The 19,739-nt window shown below is 71.0% G+C and carries 16 protein-coding genes; 13 read left to right on the forward strand and 3 right to left on the reverse strand.

The features are described from left to right. The first annotated feature begins 139 nt into the window (after window positions 1-139). Complete coding sequence (locus ACNYC2_RS08890) at window positions 140-3,208, forward strand: RICIN domain-containing protein (RefSeq protein ID WP_419706668.1); 3,069 nt, start codon at window positions 140-142, stop codon at window positions 3,206-3,208. A 105-nt stretch (window positions 3,209-3,313) separates the two neighbouring features. Here ACNYC2_RS08890 and ACNYC2_RS08895 read toward each other — a convergent pair whose 3' ends face one another. Then, complete coding sequence (locus tag ACNYC2_RS08895) at window positions 3,314-4,813, reverse strand: SDR family NAD(P)-dependent oxidoreductase (protein WP_419706669.1); 1,500 nt, start codon at window positions 4,811-4,813, stop codon at window positions 3,314-3,316. Window positions 4,814-5,036: 223 nt separating this feature from the next. Here ACNYC2_RS08895 and ACNYC2_RS08900 point away from each other — a divergent pair, with 223 nt between their 5' ends. From ACNYC2_RS08900 to ACNYC2_RS08910, 3 genes are all read left to right on the forward strand, one after another. Then, window positions 5,037-7,739, forward strand: coding sequence for a glycoside hydrolase family 48 protein (locus ACNYC2_RS08900; RefSeq protein WP_419706670.1), 2,703 nt, complete (start codon window positions 5,037-5,039; stop codon window positions 7,737-7,739). A gap of 189 nt (window positions 7,740-7,928) precedes the next feature. Beyond that, complete coding sequence (locus ACNYC2_RS08905) at window positions 7,929-8,933, forward strand: hypothetical protein (RefSeq protein WP_419706671.1); 1,005 nt, start codon at window positions 7,929-7,931, stop codon at window positions 8,931-8,933. A gap of 78 nt (window positions 8,934-9,011) precedes the next feature. Next, window positions 9,012-9,866 carry a CPBP family intramembrane glutamic endopeptidase gene (locus tag ACNYC2_RS08910; protein WP_419706672.1) on the forward strand — a complete coding sequence of 285 codons (855 nt, stop codon included), beginning with the start codon at window positions 9,012-9,014 and terminating at the stop codon, window positions 9,864-9,866. 98 nt (window positions 9,867-9,964) lie between these two features. On the opposite strand, the gene ACNYC2_RS08915 is transcribed toward ACNYC2_RS08910, so the two are convergent. Continuing rightward, window positions 9,965-10,288: a hypothetical protein gene (locus ACNYC2_RS08915; protein ID WP_419706673.1), complete on the reverse strand. Its 324-nt coding sequence runs from the start codon at window positions 10,286-10,288 to the stop codon at window positions 9,965-9,967. 274 nt (window positions 10,289-10,562) lie between these two features. Between ACNYC2_RS08915 and ACNYC2_RS08920 the strand changes: the two genes are divergently transcribed. Beyond that, window positions 10,563-11,039, forward strand: coding sequence for a hypothetical protein (locus tag ACNYC2_RS08920; protein WP_419706674.1), 477 nt, complete (start codon window positions 10,563-10,565; stop codon window positions 11,037-11,039). 61 nt (window positions 11,040-11,100) lie between these two features. Here the strand turns inward: ACNYC2_RS08920 and ACNYC2_RS08925 are convergent, their stop codons facing one another. Next, window positions 11,101-11,886, reverse strand: coding sequence for a helix-turn-helix transcriptional regulator (locus ACNYC2_RS08925; protein ID WP_419706675.1), 786 nt, complete (start codon window positions 11,884-11,886; stop codon window positions 11,101-11,103). 130 nt (window positions 11,887-12,016) lie between these two features. Between ACNYC2_RS08925 and hrpB the strand changes: the two genes are divergently transcribed. The 8 genes from hrpB to yajC all read left to right on the forward strand — a co-directional run bounded on the left by hrpB (window position 12,017) and on the right by yajC (window position 19,717). Then, on the forward strand, window positions 12,017-14,533 hold the full coding sequence (gene hrpB, locus ACNYC2_RS08930; protein ID WP_419706676.1) for an ATP-dependent helicase HrpB: 2,517 nt from the start codon (window positions 12,017-12,019) through the stop codon (window positions 14,531-14,533). A gap of 67 nt (window positions 14,534-14,600) precedes the next feature. After that, window positions 14,601-15,143, forward strand: coding sequence for an NUDIX hydrolase (locus ACNYC2_RS08935; protein WP_419706677.1), 543 nt, complete (start codon window positions 14,601-14,603; stop codon window positions 15,141-15,143). A gap of 22 nt (window positions 15,144-15,165) precedes the next feature. Further along, a complete protein-coding gene (gene pdxT / locus ACNYC2_RS08940) occupies window positions 15,166-15,816 on the forward strand; it encodes a pyridoxal 5'-phosphate synthase glutaminase subunit PdxT (RefSeq protein WP_419706678.1) in 651 nt (216 codons plus the stop codon). An 84-nt stretch (window positions 15,817-15,900) separates the two neighbouring features. After that, on the forward strand, window positions 15,901-16,662 hold the full coding sequence (locus ACNYC2_RS08945) for a YebC/PmpR family DNA-binding transcriptional regulator (protein WP_419706679.1): 762 nt from the start codon (window positions 15,901-15,903) through the stop codon (window positions 16,660-16,662). 57 nt (window positions 16,663-16,719) lie between these two features. Next, window positions 16,720-17,286, forward strand: coding sequence for a crossover junction endodeoxyribonuclease RuvC (ruvC, locus tag ACNYC2_RS08950; protein WP_377133223.1), 567 nt, complete (start codon window positions 16,720-16,722; stop codon window positions 17,284-17,286). A 165-nt stretch (window positions 17,287-17,451) separates the two neighbouring features. Beyond that, a complete protein-coding gene (gene ruvA / locus ACNYC2_RS08955; protein ID WP_419706680.1) occupies window positions 17,452-18,081 on the forward strand; it encodes a Holliday junction branch migration protein RuvA in 630 nt (209 codons plus the stop codon). A 46-nt stretch (window positions 18,082-18,127) separates the two neighbouring features. After that, entirely contained in the window at window positions 18,128-19,144 is a 1,017-nt protein-coding gene (ruvB, locus tag ACNYC2_RS08960; protein ID WP_419707797.1) for a Holliday junction branch migration DNA helicase RuvB, read from the forward strand. 141 nt (window positions 19,145-19,285) lie between these two features. Further along, a complete protein-coding gene (yajC, locus tag ACNYC2_RS08965; protein WP_419707798.1) occupies window positions 19,286-19,717 on the forward strand; it encodes a preprotein translocase subunit YajC in 432 nt (143 codons plus the stop codon). Window positions 19,718-19,739: the final 22 nt, after the last annotated feature.

The raw sequence follows: 19,739 nt of genomic DNA on the forward strand, positions 1-19,739 counted from the left end.
ACAGTTCTCAGCAAGCGCACGGGTATGGGTCGCGGTGCACGCCTCTCCGGGTGAACCGTCCGGCTCTTGATCAAGGAGGATCATGTCTGCCTTTTCTCGCCATTCGTCAGTTGCGTCGCCGTCGCGGCGACCTCGTTGGTTGAAGCGGTTCGTCGCCGCCACCGTGGCGGCGGTGCTGGTCGGCGCGGGTGCCGTCGCGGTGACCGGCCCGGCTGCTGCCGCCACGGTCGACCCCGGTGCCTGGTACGTGCTGCTGAACCGCACCAGCGGCAAGGCCCTGGACGTCAGCGGCGTGTCCACGGCCGACGGCGCCCTGCTGCACCAGTGGACCCGCACGAACGCCACCAACCAGCAGTTCCAGTTCGTGGACGCGGGCGGTGGTTACTACAAGATCAAGGCGCGGCACTCCGGCAAGGTGCTCGACGTGTCCAGCTGGTCGACGGCGGACGGCGCGGCGATCCACCAGTGGGCGGACCACGGCGGCACCAACCAGCAGTTCCGGCTGGCTGACTCCGACGGCGGCTACGTCCGGCTGATCAACCGCAACAGCAACAAGGCGGTCGAGGTCCAGAACGCGGCGACCAACGACGGCGCCGGCGTCGTGCAGTACGGCGACTGGGGCGGCAGCAACCAGCAGTGGCAGCTCGTCCGCGTCGGCGAAGAGTGGAGCCCTGATTCGTCGTATACGACGACGGACAGCGGTGACGGCACCTACAAGGTCCCCCTGCTCAATTCCGACGTGCCGGACGTCAGTGTCGAGCGCGTCCCCGCGTCGCAGAACGACGAAGGACGCGACACCTACTACATGGTCAGCACGACGATGCACCTCAGCCCGGGCGCGCCGATCATGAAGTCGTACGACCTCGTCAACTGGGAGATCGTGAGCTACGCGTTCGATCGCCTCGACATCAGTGATGCCGCGTCCTTGCGCAACGGCAAGAACTCCTACGGGGAGGGGCAGTGGGCGTCGTCGATCCGCTTCCACGACGGCACCTTCTACGTGCTGATCAACTCCCTGAACCTCGGCGGCGCCTTCCTGTACCGCACCGACGACATCGAGAACGGAGCGTGGACGAAGACGGCGTTCGGCCGAGGTTTCCACGATCCTTCGCTCTTCTTCGACGACGCCAACGGCGGAACGCCGTACATCTTCTACGGTGGCGGTGGCTCCAGCGCGGTTCGGCTGAACTCGACGCTGACGGCGGTCGAGCAGGAGTTCCCGGACGTGATCCGGCGCAGCGACTACGCGGACAAGCCGTACATCGGCACCGATACGATCTTCGAGGGCGCCCAGGTCGCGTTCATCGACGGGTACTACTACGTGGTGATGGTCACCTGGCCCGGCGACGGTCGACAGGTCGTCATGTTCCGCTCGAGAGAACTGCTCGGGCGCCTCGCGGCTACCCCGGCACCCTACGAGTCCCATGGAGCACTGAACTCGAACGGGTTCGCCCAGGGCAGCCTCGTGCCCGTCGCGGATGGCGCCGGCGGCGACGACTGGCACGGCTTCTTCTTCCGCGACTCGTATCCGGTCGGTCGTATCCCGGCGCTGATCCCGGCGACCTGGAGCGGCGGGTGGCCGACCTTCGGCAACAACGGCGTCGTGCCGGTCGACGGCGTCTTCGACAAGCCGATCAGGCTCACCCCTGAGCAGGAGCGCTTCGAGCGGCTCAAGAGCGTCGTCGTGTCCGACGACTTCGACAACGATGCACCGCACCGCGGCTACCAGGACGAGCAGTGGACGCTGCCGACACCACCCGACATCGACGAGTCGCTGGTCGGCGTCGAGCTCTTCGGCAACCCCGGCGTCGAGTCCGGAAGCACAGCGGGCTGGATCGCCAACGACGGTGCGACGCTCTCGACGACGTCCGACGCGCACACCGGCTCGAGGGCCCTCGCGGTCACCGGGCGGACTGCCACGGGATCGGGGCCGGCGCAGAACGTCACCGGCAAGGTGCAGCACGGCGTCACGTACGACGTCTCGGCATGGATCAAGTACGACAACCCCGCCAGCCCGGCGACCAAGCAGTTCCTCATCACCGCTCGGTACGGCGGCAACAACACCAACTTCACCAACCTCACGCCCGCCACGGCCGTGACCCGCGGGAGCTGGGGCAAGGTGTCGGGATCGTTCACGATTCCCGCATCGCAGGCCCTCTCCGACGTCCGCATCTTCATCGAGACCCCCTGGACGAGCAATCCGTCGGCAGACCCCAACACGCACCTCATGGACTACAAGGTCGACGACGTGTCACTCGTCGGGCACCCCTCAGCCGCCGGAGAGCTGCCGCATCCCGACGAGATCGCGCCGAACGGGTCGAACCTCGACCTGGCCTGGGAGTGGAACCACACGCCCGACAACCGGTACTGGTCGCTCACGGATCGCGCGGGGTGGCTGCGTCTGACGGCCGGCAAGATCGTGACCGGTGCGTACACGCACCGCAGCCCCGGTGGCGAGCTCACTTGGCTCGAGGAAGCGCGCAACACACTCTCGCAGCGCTCCTTCGGGCCTCGGCAGTCGGTCGAGACGAAGCTGGACGTCTCGGGCATGAAGAACGGCGACGTGGCCGGTCTTGCGGCGTTCGGCCACGACTTCTCCTATGTCGGGGTCAAGCGCGTGAACGGGGTGAACACGGTGGGGGTCGTCCATCGTGGACGTCCCTTCACCGCACCGGTCGACCAGCCGGCGGTCGAGAGCTTCCTCCCGGGCACCGCTACGTCGCTCGGGGGTGCCACGCAGGTGTACCTGAAGGCAGACCTGGACTTCGCCCGGAGTTCGGAGAGGCTCTTCACGACCTTCTACTACAGCCTGAACGGGACCGACTGGACCAGGCTCGGCGACGCCGTCGGCCCGCTCGAGTTCGGCGGATCGATCCACTTCATGGGGCACCGGGTAGCACTGTTCAACTACGCGACCCAGCAGACCGGCGGCCATGTCGACTTCGACCGCTTCCTGCTGAGCGACACGCTGACCTCGCAGAACCAGCCGCTCGACAAGGGCGACCTGGATGCTGCGATCGCCTACGCCGAATCGCTCGACTCGGGGGACTATCCCGCCGAGGCGTGGGCGGCGATGCTCGACGCGCTCGCCGAGGCGCGAACGGTGGCAGCAGGGGTCGTCGGCACGCAGAACCAGATCGACGCCCCCGAGCGAGCGCTCAGCTATGAGCTCGCTCGGCTCGGAACGCTGGGGGCGCCGGCGCCGTGATTCAGTGCCCGGTCCCGAGGCCAACCTCGGGACCGGGCACTGATAGTGCCGCGGCGTGGGCTGCCGCCCCGAGGAGAAGGCGAAGCAAGCCCCGGCGTCGCTGTTCTACCAGGGCGACGGCTCGTAGTCCTTGAGGAAGCAGCCGTACAGGTCCTTCCCGGCCTCGCCCTGCACGATCGGGTCGTAGACGCGGGCGGCGCCGTCCACCAGGTCGAGGGGCGCGTGCCAGCCCTCGGCGGCGATGCGCAGCTTCTCCTGGTGCGGGCGCTCATCCGTGATCCACCCGGTGTCCACCGCGGTCATCAGGACCCGGTCCTTCTCGAACATCTCCGCGGCGGAGGTCCGGGTCAGCATGTTGAGGGCCGCCTTGGCCATGTTGGTGTGCGGGTGTCCCGCGGACTTGTAGCGGCGGGAGAACTGTCCCTCCATGGCCGAGACGTTGACGACGTACCCGCGTCGCGCCTTGGAGGTCGCGGCCCGCATCGCCGGCCTGAGCCGGGAGATGAGCAGGAACGGCGCGATCGAGTTGCAGAGCTGGACCTCCAGGAGCTCCAGCGGGTCCACCTCGTCCACGACCTGGGTCCACGAGTTGGTCGTCTGCAGGTCGGGGAGCAGCCCGCCGGCGTCGACGGCGGTGCCGGCCAGGTGGGCGTCGAGGGAGGCCGACCCCGCGCGGAGCGCCAGCGCCGTCAGGGACGCCGCGCTGTGCATTGCGACGGCGTCGTCCTGCGACTGGCCCTCGTGGTGGGCGACCGAGAGGGCGGTCAGCGCCCCCGCGATCGCGGCGGGGTGCGCCTCCGAGATCCGGTCGAACGTGACCATCTCCGGCGCCACCAGCCCGTGGGGGAGCGGGGCGACCGGCGTCGACTCGCCCGTGACGAGCTGTGAGTAGGACCCCGGGGACCGGCGGACCGTCTGGCAGGCGTTGTTGACCAGGATGTCGAGCGGGCCCGCCGCTGCGACGTCGTCGGCCAGGGCGATCACCTGGGTGGGGTCGCGCAGGTCGATCCCGACGATCTTGAGCCGGTGCAGCCAGTCGGCGGCGTCGGGCATCGCCGAGAAGCGGCGCACCGCGTCCTTGGGGAACCGGGTGGTGATGGTGAGGTGGGCGCCGTCGCGCAGCAGGCGCAGCGCGATGTACATGCCGATCTTCGCGCGGCCCCCGGTGAGCAGGGCGCGGCGGCCGGTCAGGTCCGTGCGCTGGTCGCGCCGCGCGTGGCTCTTCGCGGAACAGTCGGGGCACAGCCCGTGGTAGAACGAGTCGACCAGCGTGTAGTCCGACTTGCAGATGTAGCAGGCGCGGGCGGTGCGGAGCTCTCCGGCGAACGCCCCCGGCGCGGTCGAGACCAGCGGGATGCCGGCGGTCTCGTCGTCGATCCGCGCTGCGGAACCGGTCGCCGTCTTCTCGATGACGCTCCGGTCGTGCGCCTGGATCTCGTCGCGGACCGCGGCCTTGCGCGACTTCTTGAGCAGCTTCCACATGTAACCGGTCGCCCGTTTGACCGTCTGGACGTCGGGGTGGTTGGGGTCGAGGTCCTTGAGGCTGCCCAGCACCCGAAGGGTGGTGGCGAGCTCGTCCGGGTCGATCCCCGCGTTCGTTGGCACGCCGTAGGGTACCCGCCGACCGGGCCGGAACCCCAGTCGGAGCCCCCGGCGCTGCCTGCCCGACGGCGTCCCATGCGGCCCGCGAACCCGCCACGTTAATCCTTTAGGTTCGTTGCCCCGCGCCGCCGTCAGACCGGAAAGTCATGACGCGCCCCGGCCCGCCGAGGCGTCGGCCATGTGCACCGACCAAGGAAGGCGGCCCGCCATGCACGGGATGCACGGGATGCACCGAGACCCAGCGGCTCCGAGGAGCCCCAGACGACGGCGGCGCATAGCCGCGACCACCGCGACGCTCACCGTCGCGGCACTGGCGACGATCGGCATGATGGCGCCCGCGAGCGCCGGCCTGCCGGGCGTCGTCCCGGAGGACGACGGCGGCGGGGCGACCGCGGCAGCGCCGCTCGCGGTGGCCGGTGCGTACACCGACCGGTTCCTCGAGATGTACGAGAAGCTCCACGACCCGGCGAACGGCTATTTCTCGCCGCAGGGGATCCCGTACCACGCAGCAGAGACGCTGATGGTCGAGGCCCCGGACTACGGGCACGAGACGACGTCGGAGGCGTACAGCTTCTGGCTCTGGCTGGAGGCGTCGTACGGGCAGGTCACGGGGGACTGGGACCCGTTCAACCACGCCTGGGACACGCTCGAGGACAACATGATCCCGACGACGGAGAACCAGCCGACGAACGGTGCGTACAACCCGGCCGACCCGGCGACATACGCCCCCGAGCACGACCATCCGAGCCAGTACCCGTCACAGCTCGACACCGGGGTGTCCGTCGGCTCGGACCCGATCGGCTCCGAGCTGCGGCAGACCTACGGCACGTCCGAGGTCTACGGCATGCACTGGCTCTCCGACGTCGACAACATCTACGGCTTCGGAGCCGCGCCTGGTTCGTCGACCCTGCAGGGGCCGGACCATCCCGGCCCGTCGTACATCAACACGTTCCAGCGGGGTCCGCAGGAGTCGGTGTGGGAGACCATCCCGCAGCCGTCGATCGACGACTTCTCCTACGGCGGGCCCAACGGGTACCTCGACCTGTTCACGGGTGACGCGAGCTACGCGAAGCAGTGGAAGTACACCAACGCGCCGGACGCCGATGCCCGCGCCATCGAGGCCGTGTACTGGGCCAAGCAGTTCGCCGAGGCGCAGGGCGCAGGCTCCGAGATCGCCGGCACCGTCGACAAGGCGTCCAAGATGGGCGACTACCTGCGCTACGCGCTGTTCGACAAGTACTTCAAGGAGCCCGGCTGCGAGTCGACGTCGTGCCCGGCGGGCAGCGGCCGGAGCTCTGCGCACTACCTGCTGTCCTGGTACTACGCGTGGGGCGGCGCGCTGGACACGTCCGGCCCGTGGGCCTGGCGCATCGGGTCGTCGCACGCGCACTTCGGCTACCAGAACCCGCTCGCGGCGCACGCGCTGTCGACGGTCCCGGACCTGGTCCCGGCGTCGCCGACCGCGCAGGACGACTGGTCGGAGAGCCTGGACCGGCAGATCGAGTTCTTCCAGTGGTTGCAGTCCGACGAGGGCGGGATCGCCGGTGGCGCGACCAACAGCGTCGGCGGCCGCTACGCCGCTCACCCGGCTGGCTCCAGCACGTTCTACGGCATGGTCTACGACGAGGACCCGGTCTACGAGGACCCGCCGTCGAACCAGTGGATCGGCATGCAGGGCTGGGGCATGGAACGGATCGCGCAGCTCTACCACGAGACGGGCGACGCGCGGGCCGAGGCCATCCTGGAGAAGTGGGTGCCGTGGGTGCTGTCGGAGATCACCGTCACCGACACCACGTGGGAGGTGCCGTCCACGCTGTCGTGGTCCGGCCAGCCCGACACGTGGAACCCGGGTAACCCGGGCAGCAACGCGGGGCTGCACGTCGAGGTGACGGACCACGGGCAGGACGTCGGCGTCGCCGGGGCTCTCGCCCGGACGCTGATCTACTACGCGGCGGCCTCGGGTGACCAGGCCGCTGACGACACCGCCAAGGCTCTGCTCGACGCCATGTGGACCCAGGACAGTGACGACATGGGTGTCGCCACCGTGGAGACCCGCACGGACTACGGGCGGTTCGACGACGAGATCACCCCGGGTGGCAACGGCACCTACGTGCCGCCGGGCTGGTCGGGCACGAACCCGAACGGCGACGTGGTCGAGCCCGGGGTGTCGTTCCTCGACATCCGGTCGTTCTACCAGGACGACCCGATGTTCCCCGAGGTGCAGGAGTACCTGGACGGCGGCGCCGCGCCGCAGTTCACCTATCACCGGTTCTGGGCCCAGGTCGCCGTCGCGACGGCGATGGCCGACTACGACCGGCTCCTGGGCGACGGCGTCGGCGAGCCGGACACGCAGGCGCCGACGGCGCCGACCGGCCTGCGGGTGACAGGTACGACGGCGAACTCCGTCTCCCTGACGTGGGCCGCCGCCACGGACGACGTGGGCGTGACCGGTTACGAGGTGCTGCGGGACGGCGCGGTCGTGGGCCGTTCGAGCACGACGTCGTACACCGAGACGGGCCTGGACCCGGAGACCGCGTACGGGTACACGGTGCGGGCGTACGACGCCGCGCGCAACGTCTCGCCACCGTCCGGCCGGGTCGCGGCGACGACCGCCGAGGGCCCGGTCGAGGAGCCGGGTGGTTGCAGCGGCGCGCTGACCGTCGTGAGGCAGTGGGAAGGCGGCTTCCAGGCGGCCGTCCGGGTCACCGCGGGCAGTGCGGCGATCGGTGGCTGGACCGCGAGGTTCAACCTGGCACCGGCGTCGTTCGTGCAGGGCTGGAACGGACGGTTCAGCACGTCGGGCTCGGCGGTGACGGTGTCCGACGTCGACTGGAACGGGTCGCTGGCCGCCGGTGCGTCCACCGAGATCGGGTTCACCGGGAACGGCACCGCGCCGTCGTCGGTGCCGGTGACCTGCACGGCTGACTGATCGGAGCCGGTCATACGGCTTGTCGACGGAAGGGCCCGCGGACGTCGTGTCCGCGGGCCCTTCCGTCGACAATTCATCCTGGCCTGTGTGTCCGTGTTGTCCGTAACATCACTCGCAGGCTCGCTGGCTGTGGGTGGGACGGCGGCTCAGGGCAGGCGTCCGATCCCACCGGAGCGCGAGGGAGTTCCCATGGGGTTGTTCGGTCGCGGCAAGGCGAGGGACCCGTACGGGCGCGAGGCATTGATCGCCCAGAACGAGGCGATGGTCGAAAGGGCAGGAGCCACAGCGCAGCGGGAGGCGGCCGCCGGACGATGGGCTGAGGCTCTCACCTTCAGCGACATCTCGCTGCAAGCAGTCGTGGCGCTGGCGCGGTTCGAGCCCGGAGACCCCCGGCACGTCCACGGGGAGGCCGCCGTGCTGTACTTCCACGCGTCGGTCCTCGGCCGCAACGGGCGCGTCGACGAGGCGATCGCCGCGGCCGACCGTGCGGCGGAGCTGTACCGACGGCTGCAGCCCCACAACCCCGGGAAGTACAACCAGCTCGTCGCCGACGCCGACGGGCGGGCCGAGCGGTGGCGCGCCGAGCTCGCCGGGCACGCGGCGCCTGCGGTGGAAGCGCCCGCCGCGGAAGCGCCCGCCGCGGCCGCGCCCGAGGAAGACCTCGCGGACACGGTCGACTCCGCCGTCAAGATCCTCGGCGACGTCGCCCTCAGCCTCACAACCGAGCGACCGTTGAGCCCCAAGGAGGCACGCGGGCTGTCGGCGATCGGCATCACCCCGGTGGGTGCGGATTCCACGCGCGCGAGGCTGGCACGGTTCCACAACACGATCGCGGACCGCTTGAGCATGGAGGACCCCGACGATGACGGGCGCGTCCAGGGGCTCCGGGTGGACTGGACCGTCCAGGGGCTCCGGGTGCGTGCGCACGACCTCTTCGTCGAGGCCTCCGAGGCGCAGGAGATGGAGATGCGGACCGGCTTCGGCGACTACGGGCTGGAATGGGCGCGCACCCTGCTCTTCCTGGCGAAGGGTGAGCGCGAGTCGGACGACGACGACGCGTACTTGCTCGAGGAGTACTGCGGGTGGCTCGCCGGGGTGCTGGGACAGCTGAGGCCGTACGCGATCGTCGACGGTCCGACGGCGGAGCTCGTACAGGAGGCGGACGCGTTCCTCCAGGAGGTCGGCGACTGGTGAACGGTAGGCCTGGCACTACCCCTGAATGACCCCTTGCCGTCAATGACCGTGCCCGTGCCCCGATGATCTTGTGGGGGCATGACAGCCATGAAGACCCGCGCACGCGGGCTGACCACCTTTCTCGTCATCGCGTTCGGCTTTGCCTGGCTGGGCATGGTCGGCGCCTGGGCGCTCGGCTACTCGCTCGTGAACCCGCTGGTGCAGCTGCCGTTCGCGTTCGCGCCGGCGCTCGCGGCCTTCGTCGTGCGGCGGTGGGTGACCGGTGAGGGGTTCGCGGACGCCGGGCTGCGGTTGCGGCTGCGCGAGGCGTGGCCGCAGTACCTCATGGCGTGGCTGGGCCCGGTTGCTCTCGTTGCGGCCACCGCTGCCGTGGCCGCGCTGTTCGGCGTGCCCCTTGCCTCGTTGGACGGCCAGATGGGCGGTCTGCCCGGCTGGGCGCTGGTCGCGGTCCTGCTGCTCGTCGTCCCACTGCTCACGCCGATCTACTGGGGCGAGGAGTTCGGCTGGACCGGCTACCTGCGGCAACGGGTCTTCGTCGGCCGGCCCGTGGCGGCGACCCTCGCCACCGGTCTGATCTGGGCGGTCTGGCACTACCCGCTCGCGTTCGTCGGATACATCGAGTTCGACGACGTCGTGGTGGGCCTCGCGGTGTGGACGGTGTCGTTCGTCTGCCAGGAGATCGTCCTGAGCTGGCTGCGGGTGCGCAGCGGCAGCGTGTGGACGGCGAGCCTCGCCCACGCCGGGAACAACATGGTGCTGGCCCTGCTGGTCGGGTTCCTGCTGGCGGACGTCGACGTCACCATGGTCACGGTGTACATCACGATCCCGGTCGCGGGGCTTGCCGCCTGGGTGCTGGCGACGGGACGTCTCGCCCCGGTGCAGCAGTTGGACCGCGGCATGCGCGCTGAGGAATTGGCAACGTCGACCCGGTGATCGGGCGGTTGAGGGGACCGTTGGCTGACTCGCGTTCAAGAGGCTCGGCAGAGCCGTAACCCGGTCCATTACGGCTGCCGTGAGCCTGCCGAACGGAGTCAGCTCAGCGGAACGATCCCCGTCCGGCCCTCCCAGGTGCCGTGCTCCGAGAGCGGGCGGAAGCGGAACGTCGCGAACTCGTGGTGGAAGTCACGGCGCCGCCGTTCGACCATGGCATCCGCGTGCCGCCGGTCGGCGGGGACCCCGGAGCTGCCGTGCACCATCTCCTCCATCTCGCGCACGGTGCGCCACACGGAGAACGTCGAGATCGTGTGCGGCGGCCGGAAGGCGGCCAGGGCGAGCGTGGTACCGGGGTGGTCGCGCACCTGACGCTCCACCGGCTTGCCCCACCGCAGGAACCGGGGGACCTCGAGCAGGCGCATCCGCGCGACGGTCGTCGCAGTTGCAGCCGGTCCAGGGAGACGGTGGGCGCCCCCAGGCGCATGAGCGCCAGGCACTCGGCGTGGTCCAGCCCGGGTGCGGTGGTGCCCGACGGCGGCCGCAGCAGCGCGCGTGCCGTCACGGCGGCCGGCAGCTCGGCGAGGTGGAAGGTGTGGATCATCGGGCGGCCTCCGTCTTGTCGTGCCGCGTGGGAGTTGGACGTGACCCTGCAGGATCCTGCAACACGCTCCCCAGCCCCAGTATTTGACTGCGGTCATGCGAACGAACCGACAGATCAAGCGCATGCTGACCGCGATCCTAGGCGTGGCTCTGGGAGCCACCATGCTCGTCGCCTCGCCCGCGGTGGCGGCCGAGCAGATCGCGCACAACTGCGACGGAGACCAGCCCGGCGACCGGATCCTCCGCTGCGCCAACGTGGAGATGTCGTCCGCCGGGGTCTTCAACGCCCATGCCCGGGTGGCCGACAGGGACGACGCCTACAACTACAGCGTCCAGGTGGTCGAGGTCCGCCTCCAGTACAACTACAACGGCACCTGGTTGGACCTCCGGGACGAGTTCCCCGCCGACAGCTGGGCTTCCGAGCAGGATGTGGAGCGCACCAACTCATGGTCGTGCGGCTCCTCCGCGCGCAAGCTCGTCCGGGCGCAGGCGTACGTGCAGTGGCTGCGGTCCGGCTCGGTGGGCGGAGACTGGGTCACCACGAACTCGGTGTACATCTGCCCGCGTAGCTGACCGCGTCGCCGGGGGCGCCCGCGCCCTGTTCATGGACGCCATGGCGCCCCCGGCGCGCCGGTCAGGCGGTGACGGCGCTCAGGTACTCCCGCAGCCGGACCCCTGCCACGAACCGCGTCGGCGCGTCGAGCAGGTCGAGGACCGCCGCGACCTCGGTGCGCACCGTCCGGACGCTCACCCCGAGCCGCTGGGCGATCTGCTCGTCCGACGGACAGGTGAGCATGAGCGTGACGACCCGCCGCTGACGCTCCGACAAGCCGTCGACCGCCGGAGCCTCGGCGGCGCACGGATACATCGTGCTGCGCACCGCCTCCCAGTAACCACGAGCGGCATCCAGGCAGGCCGTGTCCCGTACCGCGATCACCGTCGGCTCGCCGCGGATCGTCGGTCCGTCGAGGAACACCTCGGCGTTGTCGACGATCTTCATCTGCACCGGTGCGTAGCCGAAGAAGTACGCCGCCGGGTCCTCGGCGGACAGGATCAGCCGCACCTCCGGGTCCAGGCCGTCGAAGTGCCAGATGCTGGTCATGCGCAGGCCGTTCTCCATCACGATCGTGTTGTTCGGGAGACTCACGGCGAGCTGGCCGACGGTGCCCGAGCTGCGGATCGACTCGAGAGTCCGCCAGGACGGCACCTCGAGGGCCATGTTCCGGTTGATGGCGATCGTGCCGCGCCCGAGGATGCGCGCTGCGACCCGCTGTCCGCGCTCCACCGCGCGGCTGACCCGTAAGCGTTCGGTCTGGAGCCGAGTCAGCTGGTCCAGCACTCGTAGCCGTCCCGGCCGGGAGAACCTTCCCGAGTCCACGTACGCGGAGAAGTCCATGTTGGGCAGCACGCTCTGGTTCATCGGTCTCCTTCATTGCCTTCCGCGGCCGTCGAACGCCCGGTACCGCGTTCTGGACGTTTCTAGCAGAGCAAGAAACGTCGGGACAGGAAAGTGGTCGGTCAGCGCTCGTGGAATCGGTTAGCGTCGGGGCGTGCTGCTACCTGAACCGTCGGTGCGGGGGGCGGACCTGCCCGTCCGGGCCGTGCTGCCCGCCACGGTCGACGCCGTGCGGTCGCGCGGCACCGCGGTGCTGGTCGCGCCGCCCGGGTCGGGAAAGACCTCGCTGCTGCCGCTCGCGCTGGCCGACGCGCTCGAGGGCACGATCATCGTCGCCGAGCCGCGCCGGATGGCGACGCGCGCGGCCGCGGCCCGGTTGGCGACGCTGGTCGGCGAACCGCTGGGGCAGCGGATCGGCTACGCGATGCGCGGCGAACGCAGCGGCGGCAAGGGGCTCCGCGTCGAGGTGGTGACGACGGGGCTCCTCGTCCGGCGTCTGCAGCGGGACCCGGAGCTGCCGGGGGTCGCCGCGATAGTGATCGACGAGTGCCACGAGCGGCATCTCGACGCCGATCTGCTGCTCGCGCTCTGCGTCGACGTCCGGGCGAACCTCCGGGAAGACCTGGTGATCGTCGCGACGTCGGCGACGGCGGACACGGTCCGGCTGAGCCGCGCACTGGGCACCGACGTCCCGGCGCCCGTGATCACCGCGTCTGCCGCGCTGTTCGATGTGGCGGTCGAGTGGGCGCCGCCGCCGGTCCCCGTGCCGCTGCTCCCCGGCGGGCGGGTGGACCCGCGCCTGCTGGACCACGTCGCCGCCGTCGTGCGCCGGGCACTTGCCGAGAACGAGGGCGACATCCTCGTGTTCGTCCCGGGGGAGGGGGAGATCAACGGCGTGACCCGCCGGCTGGCCGGTGAGAACGTCCTGCCGTTGTTCGGCCGCCAGTCACGGGCCGAGCAGGACCGCGCCCTGGCGCCGTCCGCCACTCGCCGGATCGTGGTGACGACGTCGGTCGCGGAGAGCTCGCTGACCGTGCCCGGGGTCCGGGTCGTCGTCGACGCTGGTCTCGCCCGGGAGCCGCGGACCGACCAGTCCCGCGGCCTCGGTGCGCTGGTCACCTGCCGGGTCTCGAAGTCGTCGGCCGACCAGCGGGCGGGCCGCGCCGGCCGTGAGGCACCCGGCCGGGTCTACCGGTGCTGGTCCGCCACCGACCACGCGCGTCTCGACGACCACGCGGCGCCCGAGATCGCGATCGCCGACCTGGCGGGCTTCGCCCTCGACCTCGCGGCGTGGGGTGCGCCGGCCGGCGCCGGCCTGACCTTGCTCGACGCGCCGCCGGCGCCGGCGATGACCGCGGCCACGGAGCTGCTGCGCCGTATCGATGCCACCGACGACGACGGCCGGATCACCGAGCGGGGCCGGCGGATGACGGCGATCGGGGCGCATCCGCGCCTTGCCCGCGCGCTGCTGGACGGGACGCCGCGGGTCGGCGCCGACCGGGCGCACGAGATCGTCGCGATGCTCTCGGACGACTCCGGCAGAAGCTTCGGCGACGATCTGCCGGCCCGCTGGCGGGCCCTGCGCCGTGGTGAGGACCGCGGAGCGACGGCCCGCTGGCGAGAAGAGGCGAAGCGGCTCGGCCGAGGCGCGACGTCCGGCGACCCGCAGACCGGACGGGGGACGCGCGGAGTACCCGACGACCTCGCCGTGGGGATCGTGGTGGGGCTGGCCTATCCGGACCGGATCGCGCGGGCCCGGGGGACCGGCTCGGCGACCTACCAGATGTCGGGCGGCACGGGCGCCGCCCTGGATCCGCAGTCGCCGTTGCGGACCACCACCTGGCTGGCGATCGCGGTCGCCGACCGGGCCCCCGGTCGCGCCGACGCCCGGATCCGTTCGGCCGCGCCGATCGACGAGCCGACGGCGCGGGACGTCGCGGGCGACCTCCTCTCGACCACCGACCAGATCCGCTGGGACGACGGCCGGATCGTCACGCGGCGCGTCGAGGCGCTCGGCGCGATCGTGCTGGGCGACGTCCCGCTGGCGAAGCCGGACCCCCTGCTCGTGCAGGCGGCCGTCCGCGACGGCATCCGGCGCAGCGGGCTGTCCGTGCTGCGCTGGTCGGAGGCCGCGCTCGCCCTGCGGGAGCGGCTCGCGTTCTGCCACGCGCACCTCGGCGCCCCGTGGCCCGCGGTCGACGACGAGGCGCTGCTGGCCGACCTCGAGGGCTGGCTGGGTACCGAGCTCGCCTCGGTGCGCGGCGCGCGCGACCTCGCCCGCATCGACGTGGCCTCCGCGCTCCGGCGGCTGATGCCGTGGCCGGCGGCGGCCCGGTTCGGCGAGCTCGCACCGGAACGGCTCCGGGTCCCGTCAGGCTCCGAGGTCCGCCTCGCGTACGACGGCGTCGAGCCGCCGGTCCTCGCGGTGAAGCTGCAGGAGGTGTTCGGCTGGACCGTCACGCCGGCCGTCGCGGACGGTCGTGTCCCCGTCGTCCTGCACCTGCTGTCACCCGCACAGCGCCCGGTCGCGATCACCAGCGACCTCGCCTCCTTCTGGAAGCAGGGCTATCCCCAGGTCCGCGCCGACCTGCGAGCCCGCTACCCCCGCCATCCGTGGCCGGAGGACCCGCTGACCGCGGCCCCGACCAAGCGGGTCAAGCCCCGCCAGTGAACGGCCGCGACCGGTCGGCCGGGGCGACCAGCCTGTCACCGAGACCGCTCCGGTTATCCTGGCCCGCATGTCCATCACCTCCGCCCTCGGGGACGACTGGGTCCCGGCACCGGACGGCATCCGGGAGCGTTCGGCGGCTCGCGTCATCCTGCTGGACGCCGAGGGCCGGGTCCTGGTGGTGCGTTCGCACGACGTGAACCAGCCCGAGCGGTCCTGGTGGTTCACGGTGGGCGGCGGCATCGACGCAGGGGAGACTCCCGAGCAGGCAGCGCTGCGGGAGCTCCACGAGGAGGTGGGCATCACGCTCGACGCGGGCGACCTGGTGGGTCCGGTGCTCACGCGGACCGGCATCTTCGAGTTCTTCGCCGAGACGTGCCGCCAGCACGAGGTCTTCTATGTCGCGCGGACGTCGGACGCGGTAGAGATGACGAACGTCGGCTGGACCCCCGCCGAGCAGGAGCTGCTGGACGAGCTGGCCTGGCTGACGGCGGCGGAGCTGCGCGACCAGCCGCTGGAGGTGTTCCCGCCCGAGCTGCCCGACGTCGTCGACCACCTGGTGGCGGGCTGGGACGGACAGGTCCGGCACCTGGGCGAGCAGTTCGACGACTGAGCCACACGTAGAATGGTTGGTTGTGAGTACACCGACCATCGGCGTCCTCGCCCTGCAGGGCGACGTCCGTGAGCACCTGACCGCCCTGGAGTCTGTGGGCGCGCACGCCGTGTCCGTCCGGCGCCCGGCCGAGCTGGCCGCCGTCGACGGGCTCGTGCTCCCCGGCGGGGAGTCCACGACCATCGACAAGCTGCTGCGCATCTTCGAGCTGCGCGACCTGCTGCAGGCCCGGATCAAGGAGGGGCTGCCGGTGTACGGCTCGTGCGCCGGGATGATCCTGCTCGCCGACCGGATCCTCGACGGCACCGCCGACCAGCAGACCGTCGGCGGGATGGACGTCGTCGTGCGGCGCAACGCGTTCGGGCGGCAGGTCGACTCGTTCGAGACGGACCTGGATTTCGTCGGCATCTCCGACCCTTCGACGAGCTCAGGACGGCGCGGCGGCCCGGTCCGCACCGCGTTCATCCGCGCTCCCTGGATCGAGGAGGCCGGGCGCGACGTCGAGGTGCTGGCGCGCATCCCCGCTGTGGATACGCAGGGCCGTCCTGTGGCGGCCGCCGGTAGGATCGTCGCAGCACGGCAGGGGCCGCTGCTCGCCACCGCATTCCACCCCGAGATCACGGGGGACACGCGAGTACACGGGTTGTTCGTCGGCATGGTTGCGGGCGGCTGAGCGCTTTCCCCGGTACCGTTCGACCCCGTATCGAAGCCCTGAAGTCATTAGAGCCATCGGAAATGCAAGGAGTCAGGTAGAGGCATGTCAGGTCACTCAAAGTGGGCCACGACCAAGCACAAGAAGGCCGCGATCGACGCCAAGCGCGGCAAGCTCTTCGCGAAGCTGATCAAGAACATCGAGGTCGCGGCGCGCACGGGTGGCGGCGACCTCGCCGGTAACCCGACGCTGTTCGACGCGGTGCAGAAGGCGAAGAAGTCGTCCGTGCCGAACGACAACATCGATCGCGCGCTGAAGCGTGGCTCGGGCGAGGGCGCCGACGCCGTCGACTACCAGACGATCATGTACGAGGGCTACGGCACGAACGGCATCGCCGTGCTGGTGGAGTGCCTCACCGACAACAAGAACCGCGCGGCCTCCGAGGTGCGCCTGGCGTTCAGCCGCAACGGCGGCAACCTCGCCGACCCGGGTTCGGTGTCGTACCTGTTCTCCCGCAAGGGCCTGATCGTGGTCCCGAAGGCCGACGGTGTGGGTGAGGACGAGGTCATGCTCGCCGCGCTCGACGCCGGCGCCGAGGACGTCACGGACCAGGGCGAGGTCATCGAGGTCCTCACCGAGGCCACCGACCTCGTGTCGGTGCGTACGGCCATCCAGGAGGCCGGCATCGAGTACGACTCCGCCGACGTGATCTTCCACCCCTCCATGCAGGTCGAGGTGGACGTCGAGGGTGCTCGCAAGATCATGCGCCTCATCGACGCGCTCGAGGACAGCGACGACGTGCAGAGCGTCTACGCGAACTTCGACGCGAGCGACGAGGTCATGGCCGCTCTCGACGAAGAGGAGTGAGGTAGGCGCTGGTCGAGCCTGTCGAGACCCCGCCCGGCGTCATGAGAACCTGACGCCATGCGCGTACTAGGGGTCGACCCCGGCCTGACCAGGTGCGGAATCGGTGTGGTCGACTCCCTGCCCGGGCGCCGGGCACGGATGGTCGCGGTCGGTGTGATCCGCTCGGAGCCGGAGCTGTCCACCGACCTGCGGCTGCTCAAGATCGCCGAGGGCCTGGACATGTGGCTCGACGAGCACGTGCCCGACGTCGTCGCGGTCGAGCGGGTGTTCGCGCAGCACAACGTCGGCACGGTGATGGGGACCGCCCAGGCGGCGGGCCTGGCCATGGTGGCCGCGGCCCGCCGGGGTGTGCCCGTCGCCCTGCACACGCCGTCGGAGGTGAAGGCGGCGGTGACCGGTTCCGGCCGCGCCGACAAGGCCCAGGTGACGACGATGATCACCCGCATCCTCGACCTCGACGAGGCGCCGCGGCCCGCCGACGCCGCCGACGCGCTGGCCCTCGCTGTCTGCCACCTGTGGCGCCCCGCCGGTGCGCTGCAGGGCGGCGACCGGCACGAGCTCACGCCGGCGCAGCGCGCCTGGGCCGCCGCGGAACAGGCAGCGAAGCAGCGCCCCCGCCGCTAGACCCGCCCGGCCCTCTCGCCGGGTGGGGCGTGGGCAGGTGCCGACGGCGGCGTGGTGCGAGGTAGCGGGTGGTCCGGCTTGTTAGGGTCGTCGCACGACTGTTCGAGTGGGTCTCGACGAGCTGGATCACCGGGACCCCATCCACGACCCGAGAAGGGGGACCCCGTGATCGCCTCGCTGACGGGAACCGTGGCCCATGTGGGCCTGGACCGCGCGGTGGTCGACGTCGGCGGCGTCGGCTATCTCGTGCACGCCACGCCCACCACGCTGGCCACGCTGCGCGTCGGCGAGACGGCCGGCGTCGCGACGAGCATGGTGGTCCGCGAGGACTCGATGACGCTGTACGGGTTCGGCGACCCCGACGAGCGCGACGTGTTCGAGGTGGTGCAGACGGTGTCCGGCGTCGGGCCGCGCCTCGCGCTCGCGATGCTCGCGGTGCACACCCCGGACGCGCTGCGCCGGGCGGTCGCGGGTGAGGACCTCGCCGCGCTGACCCGGGTCCCGGGCATCGGCAGGAAGGGCGCGCAGCGCATAGTTCTCGAGCTGGGGGACCGGCTCGGGCCGCCGTCGGGGGCGCTCACGGTCGCGGGCGCGGCGGCCGAGCCTGCCGCGAGCGCGGGCGACCACTCCGAGCGCGTGGTCGAGGCCCTGGCGGGTCTCGGCTGGCCCGCCAAGCAGGCGGACGACGCCGTGGCGAAGGTGCTCGCCGACGCCGGGACCGACGCGATAGCGGCCGACGAGGTCGCGACCACGCTCCGCGCCGCCCTGCGCCTGCTGGGAGGACACCGTGGCTGAGGCCTCGGCAGGCTCGGCCACCGGTACGGCCGACGAGCGGAGCCGCATCGTCGCGCCGAGCGCTGACGAGATCGAGCGGGCCGCCGAGGCCGCGCTCCGGCCCAAGCGCCTCGACGACTTCGTCGGCCAGCGGGTGGTGCGCGACCAGCTCTCCCTCGTGCTGCAGGCGGCGATCGCGCGCGGCAACCCGCCCGACCACGTGCTGCTGTCCGGCCCGCCCGGTCTCGGCAAGACGACCCTGGCGATGATCATCTCGGGCGAGCTGGAGTCGCACATGCGGCTCACCAGCGGCCCCGCCATCCAGCACGCGGGCGATCTCGCCGCCGTCCTGTCCTCGCTGGAGGAGGGGGACGTGCTGTTCATCGACGAGATCCACCGCCTGGCGCGCCCCGCCGAGGAACTTCTGTACGTCGCGATGGAGGACTTCCGGGTCGACGTCATCGTCGGCAAGGGCGCGGGTGCCTCGGCGATCCCGCTGGCACTGCCGCGGTTCACCGTCGTCGGCGCCACCACCCGCTCCGGCCTGCTGCCCGCCCCGCTCCGGGACCGCTTCGGCTTCACCGGGCACATGGACTACTACTCGCCCGAGGAGCTGGAGCGCGTGATCCTGCGTTCCTCCGGGCTGCTCGGCGTACACCTGGAGCACGCGGCGGCGCACGAGATCGCCGGCCGCTCCCGTGGCACCCCCCGTATCGCGAACCGCCTGCTGCGCCGCGTGCGCGACTGGGCGCAGGTGCGCGGCGACGGAAGTCTCGACCTGCACGCCGCGCGGTCCGCGCTCGAGGTCTACGAGGTCGACCCCATCGGCCTGGACCGCCTCGACCGCGCGGTGCTCACGGCGCTGTGCACCCGGTTCGGCGGCGGGCCCGTGGGCCTGTCGACGCTGGCCATGACCGTGGGCGAGGAGGCAGAGACGGTGGAGACCGTCGCCGAGCCGTATCTCGTGCGCGAGGGCCTGATCGGACGTACCCCGCGCGGCCGCGTGGCGACGCCGGCGGCATGGGAGCACCTGGGGCTCACGCCTCCCGCGCAGCCGTCCCCGGGAACTTTGCCCGAGCCCTGACGTTGATCACGTGGCGTCCCTCGCGGGGCACCCGAGGATCCGGCCCCGGCACTACACTGGGTTGGATCCTCGTCGAACGTGCGCGACATACGAGCGCTGCTCATCCGACACCGCAATCGAACAGGGACCCTTACCGTGGAAATGCTCATTCTCGTCGCGATCCTCCTCGTGGTGATGTTCTTCATGTCCTCCCGTACTCGCAAGCAGCAGCGCGAGGCCGCGGAGTTCCGAAACAACCTCACGGTCGGGACCAAGGTCATGACCGCCTCCGGCATGATCGGCACCGTCATCGACGTCGACGACGAGACCGACCAGGTGACCATCGAGTCCTTCCCGGGCAGCCCCACGACGTGGCTCCGCGCCGCGATCTCGAAGAAGATCGAGGAGCCCCTGGCCGACGACGCGGACTCCGACGAGGCGACCGATGAGTCCGAAGTCACAACAGAGGGCGAAACGGCAAGTACGATCAGCCCCGACACGAAGGACGTTCCCGACGACCTGTCTGAGCTGGACACCGCCAAGCGCGAGTACCAGGAGCAGCAGCGGCGGGACGCCGAAGCAGACGGTAAGTGACGGCCGCGCCGTCCGGTAACCC

This window comes from Promicromonospora sp. NFX87 (assembly GCF_048564965.1).
Taxonomy (GTDB): Bacteria; Actinomycetota; Actinomycetes; order Actinomycetales; family Cellulomonadaceae; genus Promicromonospora.

Coding starts and splice junctions, on each gene's coding strand:
- ACNYC2_RS08905 (WP_419706671.1), top strand. CDS start 7,929: ATGGGGTTGTTCGGTCGCGGCAAGGCGAGGGACCCGTACGGGCGCGAG.
- ruvC (WP_377133223.1), top strand. CDS start 16,720: ATGCGCGTACTAGGGGTCGACCCCGGCCTGACCAGGTGCGGAATCGGT.
- ACNYC2_RS08920 (WP_419706674.1), top strand. CDS start 10,563: ATGCGAACGAACCGACAGATCAAGCGCATGCTGACCGCGATCCTAGGC.
- ACNYC2_RS08910 (WP_419706672.1), top strand. CDS start 9,012: ATGACAGCCATGAAGACCCGCGCACGCGGGCTGACCACCTTTCTCGTC.
- ACNYC2_RS08945 (WP_419706679.1), top strand. CDS start 15,901: ATGTCAGGTCACTCAAAGTGGGCCACGACCAAGCACAAGAAGGCCGCG.
- ACNYC2_RS08935 (WP_419706677.1), top strand. CDS start 14,601: ATGTCCATCACCTCCGCCCTCGGGGACGACTGGGTCCCGGCACCGGAC.
- ACNYC2_RS08900 (WP_419706670.1), top strand. CDS start 5,037: ATGCACCGAGACCCAGCGGCTCCGAGGAGCCCCAGACGACGGCGGCGC.
- yajC (WP_419707798.1), top strand. CDS start 19,286: ATGCTCATTCTCGTCGCGATCCTCCTCGTGGTGATGTTCTTCATGTCC.
- ACNYC2_RS08925 (WP_419706675.1), bottom strand. CDS start 11,886: ATGAACCAGAGCGTGCTGCCCAACATGGACTTCTCCGCGTACGTGGAC.
- ACNYC2_RS08915 (WP_419706673.1), bottom strand. CDS start 10,288: ATGCGCCTGCTCGAGGTCCCCCGGTTCCTGCGGTGGGGCAAGCCGGTG.